Source organism: Pseudomonas sp. BN415 (assembly GCF_029871195.1).
GTDB classification, from domain to species: domain Bacteria; phylum Pseudomonadota; class Gammaproteobacteria; order Pseudomonadales; family Pseudomonadaceae; genus Metapseudomonas; species Metapseudomonas resinovorans.
In genome coordinates this window covers 42,240-57,474 of record NZ_SSOK01000025.1, presented here as the reverse complement: position 1 = coordinate 57,474, position 15,235 = coordinate 42,240, and the positions used below count along the sequence as shown (strand labels likewise).

Genomic DNA, 15,235 nt, shown 5'->3' with positions numbered 1-15,235 from the left:
GACTACGCACACGAGAGAGGCCGACTGCCTGGCTGGGGATCCCTGTGTTCCTGCGGTCTTGTCAGTTCTGCTCGAAGGGATAGACACGGCTCCACTCCTGCGCCATGTCGACCACTGTCCAATTGCCGCTTTTGGCAGCCTCCAGCGCCTTGTCCAGCCGGCCGACCTTGCTGTCCCGATCGTAGGCCCACTCACGCTGGGCATCGGTGTGATGCACCAGTCCGGCAAAGCGCTTGCCCGATCCGGCCATGGTCCACTGGAGCATCTGCAAGTCGCCGTCGGAGTTGCCGAAGGCAAAGATCGGCCGTCGGCCGATGATGGCGTCGATGCTGACCGGCTTGCCGGGCCCGTCATCGTTGTGGGCCAGCTTCGGCAGGCGCTGGATCGACAGCTTGCCGTCCTTGTCCTGGAACTGGGATTCGAAGGTGGTACCGATCACCTGCTCCGGTGGAATGCCGTACACCTCTTCGGCGAAGGCGCGCATGAACGCCACTTCGCCGCCGGAAACGATGTACGTCCTGAAGCCATTGGCGCGCAGATAGGCGAGTAGCTCCAGCATCGGCTGGAAGACCATCTCGGTGTAGGGCTTCTTGCTGCGCGGATGTACCGCCTTGGCGAGCCAGCCGCGGGTCTGGCCTATGAAGTCCTCGGTGCTCATGCCGGAATGGGTAGCGGCGATGATTTTCATCAGCCCTTCCATGCCGCTTTCGGCGAGGGCTTTTTGGTCGCCTTCCAGCACTGCCTTGAAGGGCTGCTGCTCCTTCCATTCGGGATGCTGCGGGGCCAGGCGCCGAACCTCATCCATTGAGAACAGCACCTCGAAGTACATCGGCTGCTCGCTCCACAGGGTGCCGTCGTTGTCGAACACCGCAATGCGTTCGGCTGGCGGCACGAAGTCCTTGCCGCCCTCAGTGGTCACGGCTGCGACGAAGGCCTCGATGGCCGTGCGCGAGGGGCCGTCCTTCCAGGAGGGCAACGGGTCCTGCGCCTGGGCCAGCACGGGCAGGAGCAGGAGCAAGGCCAACCACCAACGAAGCCTGTACGGAGCGTGAGACTGATGCATGTGACGTCCTTGCTGAGTTTCGGTTTGCCTGGCTCGACCGAGTCAGGGGTTTAGGGGTTTGAGCCCGCGTCCTGCAGGGCGCACCTTCTTCCGTACCGATACCGCTCGCCGTACATCCGGCAGAACACGCTTCAAGTCGGCAGGCGCTTGACTCGGCGCCGAAGCCACCCCGTAGCGAGATTTGAAGAAGCCTAGCAAACGATCTGAGAATGCGTCGCAGGATGGGTCGGAAAATTCCGACAAGGTCCGACTTCCCGTGCTTCGCCGAACCCAGAGGTAAAGGCCGCCCAGTTGCGCGGGACGCCCCTTCAACTGCTGGCGGGCGAGTTGCCAGGCGTAGTCGGGGGATTCCAGCCAGGCCTGCTTTCGTGCCTCTTTCCAGCGCCGCAGCGATACCAGTGCCGCCCTGCCCCAGGGCCGCCCGAAATAGGCCAGGCCACCGCCGAACACCAGAAACATCCCCAGCAACACCCCATGGCCGGAAAGCCGGAGGCGGGTTTTCTGCCCCAGGGCACGCAAGTCTTCGCTGATGGAAAACGGCGCCTGGTAGTCGCCCTTGGCGGCCTTCAGCTCGACCGTCGGTACCGAGGCACTGTGGCCCTCACCTGTCGCGGCGTCCCACCACTTGAGCTCGATGGCGGGCAAGTCGATCTCCCCCGCCTCGCTGATCACGTAGGTGACAGAGTCCTCGCGGACGCCACCCAGGGTGCCGCCCCGGCCATCGCTGAGCGGTGTCACGCGTGGCGTCTGCACATAGCGCTTGAGCCCGTTCACCTCGACGAACTCGGGTGGAGGCAGCAGCATTGCCTGGGCACCTTCTGCTTGCACCTTGACCCTGCGGGTGATGCTGTCGCCAACCCGCAATTGATCATGGGAGCGCTCGATTTCCTGGGTGAAAGTGACGCTCGTCGCAACCAGCCGATGGCCGTCTGACTCACCGACCAGCTCCTTGGCGGCGAAGACCAGGGGCTGGCTGCGCACCTTGACCGGGCCGCTGGCTTGGCCGGGTTGTACCTGGAATTCCAGCGCCGGAATCTCGAAGCGCTGCGCCGTCTGCGGGGTGATCTGATAGGTGAAGCGCAGGCCGAAGAAAGTCTTGCCATCCTGTTGCTCAGTCAGGTGCTGCGCCTCGCCACTGGGCGGGTTCACCACCGCCCCGGGCAACTCCAGCTTTGGCAGGATGGGGGCAGCGGTGAACCAGGTGTCCACCAGCAGGTCCACCTCAAGATTGATCGTGCCGCCCACCATCACCGAGTCGGCGGGCGCCAGGCGGTTTTGCACCCGTACTTCGGGCTCGTCGGCCATCGTCAGCAGTGGTAGGCAGAGCAGCAAGCAGATGAGCAGCCGTTTCATGGTTTTACCTCCGCAGCCTTCTGGCGCGCGGCTTCCTGAAGCATGAACTTGCGCTTGAGGAATTGCGCTGGCGAGGTGGTGAGGTTGTTCAGCCAGAGTTGGTCGGAAGCCGCCTGGGGGTTGTTCTGCTGCCTTTCCTGGCCGCCCTTGGCAGGCGTCTGGTCCTCCACCTCCTTGTCGGCCTTTTCGTCTGGCGTGCCAGCGTCTTGCTGGTCTTCGTAGTCCTTCAGCAGCGCCTCGGCCAAGGCGAGGTTGGCCGTGGCTTCAGGGAAGTCCGCCTGCCTGGCGAGGGCCTGTTTGTAGGCGGCGATGGCCTCAGGGAACTTGAAGTGATGCACGTAGATGTTGCCGAGGAAGAAATAGGCCGGCGCCGTGTCGAGCCGCGCGAAGCTTGCCAGGGCTGCGTCGTAGTCAGCGGCCTGATAGGCCGCCACGCCCTTCCAGTAAGGGTCGGCAAAGCGTGCCGCAGCCTGTGGGAAATGCCCATGCTCGAAGGCCCAGCGCCCTTGCTGGTCGGGCGTGAAGAAGGCATCCGCCAACGCACCGGCACGGACTGGCGCCGGCGTTGCGCCCAGCAGCACTGCCAGGAACAAGCCGCCCAGCCAGTGCACCTGCCAGCCCCGTCGCACGCAGAAGAACGCAATCAGTGCCAACGGCCAGCACAGCCAGTAGCCGGCGTCTTTCCAATGCACTTCCTGGCCGTCACCTTGCACCGCTTCGAAATGCTGTTGGGCATGCAGTTCGATCCAGTCGAGGTCGTCGTCATTCAGAGTCAGGCTGCCAAGGGGAGCGTTGGCGGCATCGGCGAGTCGCTTCAGCGCATCCTCATCGAAACTGGCCTGCACGGGCCGGCCATCGGACGCGACCCGGGGCTGCCCCTTGGCATCACGCACCAGTCCACCGTCCTGGCTACCGACCGCCAGCACCAGTACCTGCAAGTCGCCACCCTCCAGCCGCTTGCTGATCGCCTCGAACTGGCCGGCATCGGCGCCATCGGTCACCAGCACCAATGTGCCGGGGGCTTTTTCGGCATCCAGCAGCGTCCTCGCTTGGTCGATCACGCCCAGTACATCCTTGCCGGGTTGCGTCATGAGACCGGTGTCCAGCGCCTGGAGGAAGGTATCCAGCAAAACCGGGTCTTCGGTGGCCGGCAACACCAGGTGTGCGCTTCCGGCATAGGCGATCAGTGCGGTACGGCTCCCGGCTCGGCGCTGAATGAGGTCGTGCAGCTTGTGTCGGGTGGCGGCCAGCCGGGTGGGCGGAACATCGTCGGCATCCATGGAAGGCGACAGGTCTACAGCGAGGATCAGCGGCGCACGGTTGTCGAGAAAATCCGGAACGTCCTGCTGCCAGGTCGGGCCGGCTGCGGCGACCCCGCCCAGTACCAGCAAGGCACCGAGCAAGTGAACCGGGCGCAGGCGCTGGTCGTCGTCCGGGGTGATGACCAGGTGTTCGACCAAGTGGGGCGCGATGATGCCATCCAGTTGGCGCTTGAGGTCATGGCGACGCAGCCACGCCAACGGTAGAAGCACTCCCGGCACGATCAGCAGCAACCAGAGCGGCCGCAGGAAGTGGAAGGCGCTCAGATCGATGTCCATCTCAGCGTTCCCCTTGCGACCGGACCACGCGGGCCGACGAGATTCGACTCGCCAGCGCCGCGAGTCCATGGCTCGCAGCCAGGAGCAGCAATGCCCCGCCCAGCGGCCACCAGAACAGGTCGCGCTTGGGTTGGTGGCTGAAGGTCTTCACTTTGTGCGGCGTGAGTTGGTCGAGGGTCGCGTAGACCTGCTGCAAGGCATCGCGATCATCGGCACGGAAGAAACGGCCACCCGTGGCGCGAGCGATGTTCTGAAGGGTCTGTAGATCCACCTTGGCATCGCCACTGGCCTGCGGATCACCAATGCCGATTGTATGCACGACAACGTCCCGAGCACCTGCCATCTGAGCCGCATGCCCAGGGGTAATGGCGCTGCCGGTGTCGTTGCCATCAGTGAGCAGGATCAGGACCTTCTCCTGTTCACGGGCGCTCTCCAGCAGCTTTATGGAAAGCCCGATGGCGTCTCCCAGCGCGGTATTGGGGCCGGCCATTCCGATGCCCACTTCATCGAGCAGCACCCGCAGGCTGGCATGGTCGAGGGTGAGTGGCGCCTGCGGATAGGCGCCGGTGCCGAACGCGATCAGGCCGATGCGATCGTCCTTGCGCCGGTCGATGAAGTCGCGCACCACGGCCTTCACCGCCGTCAGGCGGTCCACGCGCTGTCCGCTGGCATCGGTGTAGTCGGTGGTCTGCATGGACTGGGAAATATCGATGGCAAGCATCATGTCGCGAATCGGCTGCTCGTGTTCGATAGCCTGCTCGACGAAGACCGGGCGAGCGCAGGCCGTTACCAGCAGCGCCCAGACCAGCAGGTTCAATACCCGTTGCCAACGCCCTCCTCTGGCCCCAGCGGTTCCCGGCGATTGCCCCACCGCGCGACTCATTGCAGCGAAAAATGGCACCCGCAAGGCGCTGTGCTCTTCCCGGTACTCGCCCAGGTAGCGCCATCCCAGCCACACCAACGGCAACAGGAAAAGTACCCAGGGGTAGTCAAACTGCCACATGGTGAGCCTCGATCCATTGCCGGCAGCCGGCCAGAAGCGCCCTCGCCTCCTCCTCGGGAATCGCCAGCACCTGGGCATCCGGTGCATAGGCCAGGGTGAACAGCCGCGCGGCAAACCCCTCCGGCAGCGGCTCCTTCGAGCGTTGCGCGAGGAATGCCTGCCACTCAGTTCCCCCCAAGCGCGCCACTGGCGGCGCGTCCGGCATGGAAAGGGCCACACGCTTGAGCAGCTCCGGCATCTCGCGCAGTGCCGGCAGGCGTTGCTCGCCATCAGTCAGGGCCTGCCCGAGGGAACCCAGACGGGCCAGGGCCTCGCGGCGGTAACGATCACGCTGCCAGCGTCGCCAACGCAGCGCCCCCCAGACAACCGCAATGGCCAGCAGGATCAGCAACAGGACCAACCAACCCCAGGTCTGGGGGAAATAGCTGAAAGGCGGTGCGGGAATGGCCAGCTCCTTGAGCTGGTCGACGCTGGGCACGTTCGGGGTCGTCATCGCGCTCTCCCCGTCAGTCGCCCCAGTTCCCGGCGAAGTTGCGCCAGGGAGTCTTCCCCGGTGCTGATCATCATCACCGGTACCTGGCTGCGCCGCAGCAGCTCGGCGACATCACGCAGACGACCGGATAGGAACTCGCCAAGGGGCCGATGCACCTGGCGGCGCTCGACCTCCAGCTCTACCTGCAATGCGCCCTGGGTGACGGTGATGCGGCCCTTGTCCGGCACCTGCAACGCGATGGGGTCATAGACCTGCATGGCGATCACGTCGTTGTGGGCGCTGAGCTGGCGAAGCAGTTGCAACGTCTTCGGGGTGACACCGGCGAAGTCGCTGATGATGCACACCAGATGGTCGTGGCCAGCAGCGCCGATGCAACTGCGTAGCGCGATGTCGAGCTGGTCGTGATGCTCGGCATCCGAGCCGGTTGCGCTCAGCCTGTGGTTGGCGCGCACAACAGTGGCACACAGCGCCTCCACCCGCGCCCGGCTGCGCAACGGCCGGATGTGCTCAACCTGATGATCACCGAACACCAGCCCTCCCACGCGGTCACCGGCGTGAAAGGCGATCCACGCGGAAAGCGCCGCCAGTTCCGCCGCCGTCACGGACTTGAAGCAGCGTTGGGAACCGAAGTACATGTTCATGCGCTGGTCCACCAGCAACAGCGTCGGGCGATCGCGCTCCTCGGTGAAGGTGCGCACGAAGGGCTTGCCGTAGCGCAGTGAGGCGCGCCAGTCGAGGTGACGCAGGTCGTCGCCGGGAAGGTAGTGGCGCAGCTCGTCGAAGCTGAGCCCACGCCCCCGCAGGCGCGAGGCATGATTGCCGGAAAGGATGCTCGAAAGCGGCTGTCGCGACAGGAAACTCAGGCCGCGCGCGCGATGCTCCAACGCCATCATCTGGGCGAGCGAGGCGTGGACGAAGCCATCCGGAGCCGGTTTTGTCTGTTGCATGGGCATGGCTCCGCTCAGGCCGGGATCGCTACCTTGTCCAGCAGGCGGTCGATGACCTGGTCTGCATTCACGCCATCGGCGATCGCGTCGTAGGAAAGCTGCAAGCGGTGACGCAGCACGGGATGCACCACGGCGCGCACATCGTCCGGCGAGACGAACTCATTGCCGGACAGCCAGGCATGGGCACGAGACACGCGATCCAGGGCGATACCGCCGCGCGGGCTGGCGCCGATGTTGATCCAGCGCGCCAGGTCCGCATCGTAATCCGCCGGCTTGCGGGTTGCGGTGATCAGGCCCATGAAGTAGCGGTCGATGGCCTCGGACACGTGCACGCCAGACATTTCGCGGCGAGCTGCAAAAAGCACCTCCTGGGGCAGGCGCGCAGGCGTCTGGACAGCGCTGCCGTCCTGCTGCCGCTGTTCCTCGCCACGCACCAGGCGCAGGACCCGAGCCTCGTCCTCGACCTTCGGATAGTCCAGTTTCAGCTTCATCAGGAAGCGGTCCATCTGTGCCTCGGGCAACGGATAGGTGCCTTCCTGCTCGATAGGGTTCTGGGTCGCCAGCACCATGAACAGCCCCGGCATGGGGTAGCTCTGCCCTGCCACGGTGATCTGGCGTTCCTCCATGGCCTCCAGCAAGGCCGCCTGGACCTTGGCCGGAGCCCGGTTGATCTCGTCGGCGAGAATCACGTTGCCGAACAGTGGGCCGGGCTGGAATTTGATCTGGTTGCCTTCGGCAGTCTGCTGGAGGATCTCGCCGCCGGTGATATCCGACGGCAGCAGGTCCGGGGTGAACTGGATGCGGCTCATCCGCGCATCCAGGTGGGTTGCCAGGGCCTTTACGGTGCGGGTCTTGGCCAGGCCCGGCAGGCTCTCGAGAAGCACGTGACCATTGGCCAACAGCCCCAGCAGAACGTGCCGGATCGTCTGGGACTGGCCCAGGACCTGTTCAGAAACACTCGCCTCCAACCCTGTTATCTGCTCGCGTGTAGTCACTGATCGATTCCCTGTCAGAGCCTGCTCGGAAGTTGCCCGATCGCAAGCGCAACCATTGGTTTGTGGCAAGCCAGAAGACGAGGCTCAACCCTTCGAGACGAGATGCATTCGCGATCTACGGGTTTGGTAACTCTAGTTGCCTGCGTGCCATGCGCCAGAAAACGCCCGACTTTGGCTCAGGCTGCGGGTTGGTTGCGCCTGCAGGACAAGCATCTAGGCTGGATAACGTTGGCCTGTGGGCATCCATGCCGGCAACGAGACGCTCCAACACAAGAAAAGCCAAGGACCAGCAGAGGAAGCGCCATGTTAAGCAGCCATCCCATGTCACTGCGCGTCGCCAAGCTCTCAACCCTGGGCTCGCTGCTGTGGCTACTGCCCGGCGCGAGTTGGGCCGGTGGCATCATGATCTACGAGGCCGGCCAGGAAGGCGCCGGACTGGCCAATGCCGGCGCTGCGGCGCTGGCTTCCGACCCGAGCGTGCTGATGAACAATCCGGCCGGCCTGACGGAACTGCCGGGCACTCAGATCAGCGCCAATGGCCAGGTGATCTTCGGCGATATCAGTTTCTCCCGCGATGCCAGCAACCAGTTCGACGGCAACGAAGGTGGCAATGCATTGCAGTACTTGCCCGGTGCCAGTCTGTTCGTCAGTCACCAGATCAACGACCAGGCGAGCATCGGTTTTGGCATGTATGGGAATTTCGGCCTGGCGGTGGACTACGACGATGACTGGGCCGGACGCTACTTCACCCAGGAGGCCGCGGTCATCGGCGTTTCGCTGCAACCCACCTATGCCTACAAGATCAACGACGACCTCTCCATCGGTTTCGGACCGCGCATGATGTACGGCTATTACCGCACCGAGGTGGCCGTCAACAACAACCTGTTGGGCCTGGCGAACCGGCCGGACGGCCAACTGGAATACAAGGACACCGACTTTGGCGTGGGCTTCAACATGGGTCTTTTGTACCGCGTCAACGAGAGCACCCGCGTGGGCCTTGCCTACACCAGCAAGGTCGACCTGGAATTCTCCGATCGCCCCAGCGTGGATGACATCAGCAACCCGTTGCTGAACCTGGCGCTACAACGGCTGAACGTGGACAACCTCGATATCGACATGGAAGTGCCGCAAACCGCGCTGCTGAGCGTGGCCCATGACCTGGACTCGCAATGGACGCTGCTTGCCAGTCTTGGCTGGCAGGACTGGAGCGAGTTCGGGAACATCGGTGTGGAAGTGGATGCCAACAACCTCGGCACCAGCCGCACCGTCGACCGGCAGTACAAGGACACCTGGCACGCCTCGGTGGGGGCTCAGTACCAGGCCAGCCCGAAACTGCGTTGGAGCATGGGCCTGGGTTACGACAGCTCAGCGGTGGACGACGAGGACCGCACCGTGGACAACCCCATGGCCGAGTCCTGGCGCCTGGCGGCCGGCGTGAACTACGCGGTGGAACAAGGCCTGGACCTGCATATGGCGTACACCCTCATCTGGCTGGGCGACATGGAGGTGGAACAGACCAAGCAGCGCTCGGGCGATACGCTTTCCGGCAGTTTCGACAACAGTTCCCTGCATGTGATCGGCGGGGGCGCGACCTGGCGTTTCTAGCCGTACTTGAAAACGGAATGCCCTCGCTGGAGGGCATTCCTGACTGTGGTCACTGCTGCCAGTAAGGCTCGATGGCGTGCAGGCGCGGGTCGTCAGGTGCGGCCAGACGCATGCGTTTGACGTACTCGAACGCCTCGGCCTGCTCACCTTCCACTGCGTGCATATAGATCAGCGTATAGAGCAAGTCTGCGTTTTCTGGAGACTGTTCCAGGCCAGCACGCAGGGCGCTGAGCGCCTCGTCGCGACGGTTCATACGCGACAACAGCAAGCCCTGGTTGTAACGGATGCGGGAGTTACCAGGCAGGGCGACCGCTGCCACCTCCATCCACTTCAACGCCTCCTCCGCCCGGCTCCGTTCCACCAGCAGCAGGGCCAGCATGTAAGCGAGGTTGCCGTGATCGACAACGGGCATTTTTTCCAACGCCAGGCCCTCGCGCAGCAGCTGCTCGGCTTCGTCCATTCGCTGCGATGCACTGGCCAGGGTGACCAGGTTGACCCTCGCGGGCGCGAAGTACGGGTCCAGGCGCAGTGCTTGTCGATATTCCTCCATTGCTTCCGTATCCCGTCCCTGGCGTGACAGCAGCACCGCGAGGTTCAGGCGCCCGCCGGGCAGGTCAGCGTTACCGCGCAGGCGGGTCTCGTACTCGGCCAGTAGCGCCTTGAAGCGCTCGCGGCGTTCGGCGGGCAATTGCTCCGTCGGTACGTCGGCCAGTGCACGCACGGCCTCGTCCCGCACCGCAAGGGTGGGGTCTTCCAGCAGCGGCAGCAGCGGCTTCAGGCGTTCGGCCGCCGGCATGCTGGTAAAGCCCGAGATGGCGTAGGCCCGCACCAGTGCGCTGTCATCCTGGAGCGCCCATTGCAGGTTCGACATGGCCGGCGGTCCCAGGTCGGCCATCTGTTCGGCAGCAGTGGCGCGGACGATGGCGGGCTTGCCCTTGTCCGCCAGGACCGAGCCCAGCAGGCTCAAGGCGATGCCCTGGCCATTGCGCACAGCATTGAAGGTGTCGCCGTAGTGTGGCGGCCGCTTGGGCTGGCCGAACCAGCCCTCGATGGCCTTGGCCGCCCATTCGGGCTGTTTGCCTTGATGGCAACTCGTGCAGGCGTCGGGGCTGGCGGTTTTTTCCGCCAGATCCGGGCGTGGAACGCGGAAACTGTGGTCGCGGCGTGGGTCCACCACCATGTAGGTCTTGCTCGGCATATGGCAGTTGACGCACTGGGCACCCGGGGTGCCCGGTTCGTGATGGTGATGCGCTTTGTTGTCGTAGTCCTTGGCCTGCAGGCTGGGGAACCGCACGGCGGGAGGCTGGGCGTTGTGGCATTGCATGCAGAGACCGTTCCCCTCGATTCGCACCTTGGTGGTGTGGGGGTTGTGGCAGTCGGTGCAGGCCACGCCAGCGGCGTACATCTTGCTCTGGGTGAAAGAGCCGTACTCGTAGACTTCCCCGTCGATCTGGCCGTCGGCGTGATAGAGCCCCGCACGCAATGTGGCCGGCAGGCTCTGGTCAAGCTGCGGGTGGCCGGGTTCCTGCCCCGTGCCCAAGCCCTGGCGGCGGCTATGGCAATAGGCGCACTGCTCCACGAGGCCCTGGCTACCCAGGGCCTTGAAGTCCACCTTCAATCCAAGCTCACTGGCCGCGGCGTAGGTCCGGTTACCGGCTTTGTTCTGTTTTGCCCAGTCCACATGGGCCTGCCCCGGACCGTGGCACCCCTGGCAGCCGACGGTCTGCTCGTGCCAGGTACTGGCAAAGGTGTCGCTGCGGTCGTTGTAGTTCTTCATCAAACGGGTCGAGTGGCAATCGGCGCACATGGCGTTCCAGTTCTGGTAGCGCCCGGTCCAGTGCAGCGGATCGTCAGGTGAGAAGCGCTGCCCCGGATACAGGGAAAACCAGCGTTGCCCGCCCTGCTCTTTCGAGCGGCTGTCCCAGGCAATCGTCAGCGCCTGCAGCCGTCCGCCGGGGAAGGCCACCAGATACTGCTGAAGCGGGTAAAAACCAAAGGTGTAGAGAATCTGGAAGTCAGCCGGCTTGCCGTCCTCGCCCTCGGTGTTGACGAAGAAGTGGCCATCCTTCTGGAAGAAGCGGGCCTTGACCCCATCTGCTTCGAAGCCCGAACCATCGAACTGGCCCAGCACATTGTCAGCAACGGCATCGCGCATGGCCCAACCGTGGTCGGAGTCTTTCCACTCGCCGGCCTGTGTGGCATGACAGCCCAGGCAGCTTGCGGCATCCGCATAACCTTCAGCCTTGCTGGCACGCTCTGGCGGCCTGCCGTGCCCTTCATCACCGGCCCAGGCGAGATGCATGGCGAAAAGCATCGCCACGAGCGCGCCCGACCGCAGGATGACCCACAGTCTTCCCCCTGCCACTCCACCTTTCATTCCCTTGCTCCACGGTCTATTCAATTTGCCCTTGATCGGGCTTTTTTAGTTGTAAGGCCTATTACCTAGCTGGACGCAAACACGATGATTGGCCCGCATACAGCCAGCAGCACATTGGAAATCGCATAGCAGACGGTGAAGCCTATCACCGGGGTGTTGCTGCCGGATTGCTCGATGATCTTGTTCATGGACGCCGCTTCGGTCTGCGCCCCGGCGAGTGCGCCGAACAGGATCATCGGGTGCAGGCGCAGCACATACCGCCCGAAATAGAGCGCCACCAGGGGCGGCACCAGGGTGACTATCACGCCCGAGACCAGCAGTGCAACGCCCTGCTCCTGCATCGCCGCAATGGCCGCCGGTCCGGCCAGCAGCCCCACCACGGCACCGAAGGCGGTCAGGCCGAATTCGGAAAACGCCCATTGTGCCGCTGGCGGCAAGGCCCCGATTTCGGGGTGGCGGGAGTTGTACCAGCCGATCAGCAGCGCCACCACCAGCACGCCGCCACCAACGCCTAGCTCGATGGGGATCATGCCCACATGGGTGGAGAGCATCCCCAGCAGTGCGCCCAGCACCATGCCCAGGCTGTGCACCGCGATGTCGGACTTGTAGCTACGTTCACGCACCCGCCCCAGTTGAGCGGCCAGCGCATCGATGCTCGAAGAGCGCCCGGTGAGGGAAATGACGTCGCCTCGGCGCAATACGGTGTTGGGCAGCAGTGGCAGGTCGAGCCCCTGGCGGGTGATGGTGTTGATGAAGCAGCCCATGCGGTTCGCACCGACCAGATGCGACCTGATCTCGTGGATGGTCTTTCCGGACAGTTCGGCGGAGGTCAGCACGATGTCCGCTGTTTTCGTCGGGAACGACAGCGACTCCGGGTGATCGACCTCCGGGCCGATCCAGCCGTCCAGTTCGCCCACAGCTTCGCGCAGCGCGTAGACGCCAGCGATGTCGCCCGCCTGCAACACGAGGTCGGGTTCACGGTCATGGACCTGCCCCGCGCGCACCACACGCTCGATGCTCAGAGACGGGTGCAGTCGTTCGATATCGGCGATGGACGTGCCCGCGGCTCCCCCGGCGACCCGGTGCGCCCGCACCACAATGCGGGTGTAGGGAATGCTGATGATCTTCTCGTTGCTGGCGATGCCCAGCTCCAGCTCCAGTTCCCGCGCCGAGGTGCGCATGTCCACCCCCAGCAGCTTGGGCGCAATACTGCCGACGAAGACGATCAGGCCGATGGTGCCGAACAGGTAGGTGATGGCATAGGCGATGGCCATGTGGCTGTTGAGTTGGGCCTTGGCCGCATCATCCAGGGACAGTTGGGCGATGGCGCTGCTGGCAGTGCCCATGATGGCGGTGTCGGTCAGGGCGCCAGCGCCCAGGCCGGCAGTAAAGCCGGCGTCGAAATGAAAGTAGGCGTTCACCGCCAGGATGGTGCCCAGGGCGGTGGCACAGAGCACCACGGAAAACAGCACCAGCTTGAGGGTGCCCCGGTTGAGGCTGCCGAAGAACTCCGGTCCACTTTTGAAACCCACGGCGTAGATGAACAGCACGAAGAACACCGACTTCAACTCGTGGGGCACCTCCAGGCCGATCTGTCCAATGATCAGGCCCATCAGCAAGGCCCCAGCCACCGACCCCAGGTGGAAACTGCCCAGCCGAATCCGCCCGATCAGTACACCCAGGGCGATGGCCAGGAATACAGCGATCTCCGGGTTCGAGCGCAGGGCGCCGAGTACGAAGTCAATCATTGCTCCGCTCCTTCCTGGTCAGACGCCTTGGCCGGTGCAGTGAACCAACGCTCCTTGGGTACCCACTTCTCCTGCGCAGGGTCGCCCAGGTAATGCGGCGACATGATCTGCACGCCGAACTCGTTGAACACGTCCTGGATATTGGCGTGCAACAGGGTCAGCAGCTCGGCGCGTGGCCTGGGTTCGCTGGGAACCGCCTGGGCCACCAACCGGTACTCGGGGTAGAAGTCGGACAGAGCCGTCTGGAACACCTGTGGAGCGGGCGTCTGCAGAATGCCTGGCGTTCGGCGGGCGGCTTCCTTGAGCATCGCCTCGACCTGACGCCAGGGTGTGTCGTAGCCGATGGTGACCACCGTATCCACCACGTAGCCGGCGCCCTGGACCACCCGAGAGTAGTTCTTGGTCACCGAGCCGGTGATCATCGAGTTGGGCAGTGTCAGCACTTCGCCGAGGCCGGTGCGGATGCTGGTGGTGAACATGCCGACCTCGGTTACCGTGCCTTCATGCTCGCCCACCCGGACAAACTCGCCGGGGCGCAACGTGCGGGTATAGGTAAGGATCAAACCGGAGGCAGCCTGGCCGACGACACTGGAAGCGCCCAGGGAAATCATCAGGCCGATCAGCACTGACAGCCCCTTGAACGCTTCGGTCCCGGCACCCGGCAAGTAGGGATAGGCCATCGCCAAGGCGAACAACCAGATGGCCAGCGACGTCAACCGGGTGGTCGGCTGCAGGGTTTCATGGTTGAGCCAGCTGATGGTGCCCGGGCGAGACAAGCGCTCCAGCACACGCTTGCTGAACGCGCTGAAGCCGCGCGCAATGAAGAAGATAAGCAGCGCGATCACAAGGCCCGGAATGGCGCTGACGATGGCATCCAGCAGGTAACGGATCAGTTCCACCAAGTACTGGTTGAGGCTTTCACCCCAGGGTCGCGTGTAGGGGAAGCGCTGCAGGACGAAGGTCAGCCATTCGTACGTGAGCAACAGCACCGCGGACCAATAGAACAGCGCCAGCAGGCGCCGGATGATCGGGAACAGGTTGCTGGTATCCACCAGTTGCGTCTGACCGATCTTCAATGCGCTGGTGTGCTTGCGCATGCGCTTGGGCAGCCAGGACAGCGCCTTCTCGTGACCCCAGGAGAACAGCCGCAACAGCGCGATGTACATCAGGGTCGCCACGGCGGTGAACCCGCCAGCGGTCAGCAGGAAGCGCAGGCTACGGGCCTCCTGGGATTCCGCAACGACCTGGCGAAGCCGTTGGGCCGCCTTTTCCGCCGCTTCCCGGACCGATCCGTCAGCCGAGTCCACGTCCTTAGGCGAGACGATGAAGGCCCGGCGGTCGCCGAGCAGCACGAGGTAGCTGTCCTGGATGGTGTCCAGGGTGACATCCAGTTCCTCGGTGCCCTCGAGCATTTCTTCAATCACGGCATCGGCGCGCCTGGCACGGGCTTCCGGCGTCTCGCCAAGCAAGGTGCCGTGGAACGTGAAGATGCTTCGATTGGCAATCTTCAACTCCACCGAAGGCGGCGATGCAACCTCTGCCTCCCCCTCCCCCTCCCCTGCCGCTTGCACCCCCCAGGACAACGTCCACAGAAAGGCACTCAAACCAAACGCCAGCCACCCCTGCACTCGTATCCGCATGTTCCCGCCCCAAAAGGTTCTTGGCCTCTTTCCTTACAGCGAACAACGCACGCCGAAAACGGCTTGCTGAAACGAGCTTAGTGCAGGCGGACGAATCTGCGGGGGCTCATCCAGAGTAAACCTGCGGACTTGCGAAACGTCTTTCACCCTACCTGTTTGCAGCCTAGGGGCACTCTCCCTGGCAGGGCATCAGGCACCGGCAACACCAGAATGAACCGAAAGACTGGCGTGCCCGCACAGCCGTCCACTGCTGGCACTCCTCGTTGTCGGAATCGACATAAACGATGGGCGGACTGGCGAGTCATGTGTCCGCTATCTACTTTTTTTCTGACAGATGTTTCCTACAAATATCGCGTTGATGTATTAAAGGGACCGTCAAGTGCACGGATTTGCACACGCATTCTGGATGCCAC

At 63.8% G+C, this 15,235-nt stretch carries 11 protein-coding genes; 1 reads left to right on the top strand and 10 read right to left on the bottom strand.

The genetic code is table 11. From position 1 onward, the window contains the following. Positions 1-61 precede the first annotated feature (61 nt). From E8F20_RS06800 to E8F20_RS06770, 7 genes are read right to left on the bottom strand one after another with little or no spacing between them, the layout of a single operon-like run. Positions 62-1,063, bottom strand: coding sequence for an HAD family hydrolase (locus tag E8F20_RS06800; RefSeq protein WP_280283077.1), 1,002 nt, complete (start codon positions 1,061-1,063; stop codon positions 62-64). A 42-nt stretch (positions 1,064-1,105) separates the two neighbouring features. Further along, positions 1,106-2,416 carry a hypothetical protein gene (locus E8F20_RS06795; protein WP_280283076.1) on the bottom strand — a complete coding sequence of 437 codons (1,311 nt, stop codon included), beginning with the start codon at positions 2,414-2,416 and terminating at the stop codon, positions 1,106-1,108. Beyond that, positions 2,413-4,014: a VWA domain-containing protein gene (locus tag E8F20_RS06790; RefSeq protein ID WP_280283075.1), complete on the bottom strand. Its 1,602-nt coding sequence runs from the start codon at positions 4,012-4,014 to the stop codon at positions 2,413-2,415. Before E8F20_RS06790 ends, E8F20_RS06795 begins: the two co-directional genes overlap by 4 nt. A 1-nt stretch (position 4,015) precedes the next feature. Then, positions 4,016-5,017, bottom strand: a complete 1,002-nt coding sequence (locus E8F20_RS06785) for a VWA domain-containing protein (RefSeq protein WP_280283074.1) — start codon at positions 5,015-5,017, stop codon at positions 4,016-4,018. Beyond that, entirely contained in the window at positions 5,004-5,510 is a 507-nt protein-coding gene (locus E8F20_RS06780; RefSeq protein WP_280283073.1) for a DUF4381 domain-containing protein, read from the bottom strand. Before E8F20_RS06780 ends, E8F20_RS06785 begins: the two co-directional genes overlap by 14 nt. Continuing rightward, positions 5,507-6,457 (bottom strand): DUF58 domain-containing protein, encoded by a 951-nt coding sequence (locus tag E8F20_RS06775; protein ID WP_280283072.1) that lies wholly within the window; start codon positions 6,455-6,457, stop codon positions 5,507-5,509. The genes E8F20_RS06780 and E8F20_RS06775 overlap by 4 nt, the downstream gene beginning before the upstream one ends. Before the next feature lie 14 nt (positions 6,458-6,471). Beyond that, positions 6,472-7,452: a MoxR family ATPase gene (locus E8F20_RS06770; protein ID WP_280283071.1), complete on the bottom strand. Its 981-nt coding sequence runs from the start codon at positions 7,450-7,452 to the stop codon at positions 6,472-6,474. A gap of 321 nt (positions 7,453-7,773) precedes the next feature. On the opposite strand from E8F20_RS06770, the gene E8F20_RS06765 reads away from it, so the two are divergent. After that, a complete protein-coding gene (locus E8F20_RS06765) occupies positions 7,774-9,057 on the top strand; it encodes an outer membrane protein transport protein (protein ID WP_280283070.1) in 1,284 nt (427 codons plus the stop codon). Positions 9,058-9,106: 49 nt separating this feature from the next. Here E8F20_RS06765 and E8F20_RS06760 read toward each other — a convergent pair whose 3' ends face one another. From E8F20_RS06760 to E8F20_RS06750, 3 genes are all read right to left on the bottom strand, one after another. Continuing rightward, positions 9,107-11,359 (bottom strand): tetratricopeptide repeat protein, encoded by a 2,253-nt coding sequence (locus E8F20_RS06760; RefSeq protein ID WP_280283069.1) that lies wholly within the window; start codon positions 11,357-11,359, stop codon positions 9,107-9,109. Between the two features lie 140 nt (positions 11,360-11,499). Beyond that, positions 11,500-13,182, bottom strand: coding sequence for an aspartate-alanine antiporter (aspT, locus tag E8F20_RS06755; protein WP_280283068.1), 1,683 nt, complete (start codon positions 13,180-13,182; stop codon positions 11,500-11,502). Beyond that, positions 13,179-14,753: a mechanosensitive ion channel domain-containing protein gene (locus E8F20_RS06750; RefSeq protein ID WP_280283118.1), complete on the bottom strand. Its 1,575-nt coding sequence runs from the start codon at positions 14,751-14,753 to the stop codon at positions 13,179-13,181. Before E8F20_RS06750 ends, aspT begins: the two co-directional genes overlap by 4 nt. Positions 14,754-15,235 lie beyond the last annotated feature (482 nt).

Bases quoted from the DNA above. Each gene is read 5' to 3' on its own strand.
- E8F20_RS06800 (WP_280283077.1), bottom strand. From the start codon at position 1,063: ATGCATCAGTCTCACGCTCCGTACAGGCTTCGTTGGTGGTTGGCCTTG.
- E8F20_RS06795 (WP_280283076.1), bottom strand. From the start codon at position 2,416: ATGAAACGGCTGCTCATCTGCTTGCTGCTCTGCCTACCACTGCTGACG.
- E8F20_RS06790 (WP_280283075.1), bottom strand. From the start codon at position 4,014: ATGGACATCGATCTGAGCGCCTTCCACTTCCTGCGGCCGCTCTGGTTG.
- E8F20_RS06785 (WP_280283074.1), bottom strand. From the start codon at position 5,017: ATGTGGCAGTTTGACTACCCCTGGGTACTTTTCCTGTTGCCGTTGGTG.
- E8F20_RS06780 (WP_280283073.1), bottom strand. From the start codon at position 5,510: ATGACGACCCCGAACGTGCCCAGCGTCGACCAGCTCAAGGAGCTGGCC.
- E8F20_RS06775 (WP_280283072.1), bottom strand. From the start codon at position 6,457: ATGCAACAGACAAAACCGGCTCCGGATGGCTTCGTCCACGCCTCGCTC.
- E8F20_RS06765 (WP_280283070.1), top strand. From the start codon at position 7,774: ATGTCACTGCGCGTCGCCAAGCTCTCAACCCTGGGCTCGCTGCTGTGG.
- E8F20_RS06760 (WP_280283069.1), bottom strand. From the start codon at position 11,359: ATGCATCTCGCCTGGGCCGGTGATGAAGGGCACGGCAGGCCGCCAGAG.
- aspT (WP_280283068.1), bottom strand. From the start codon at position 13,182: ATGATTGACTTCGTACTCGGCGCCCTGCGCTCGAACCCGGAGATCGCT.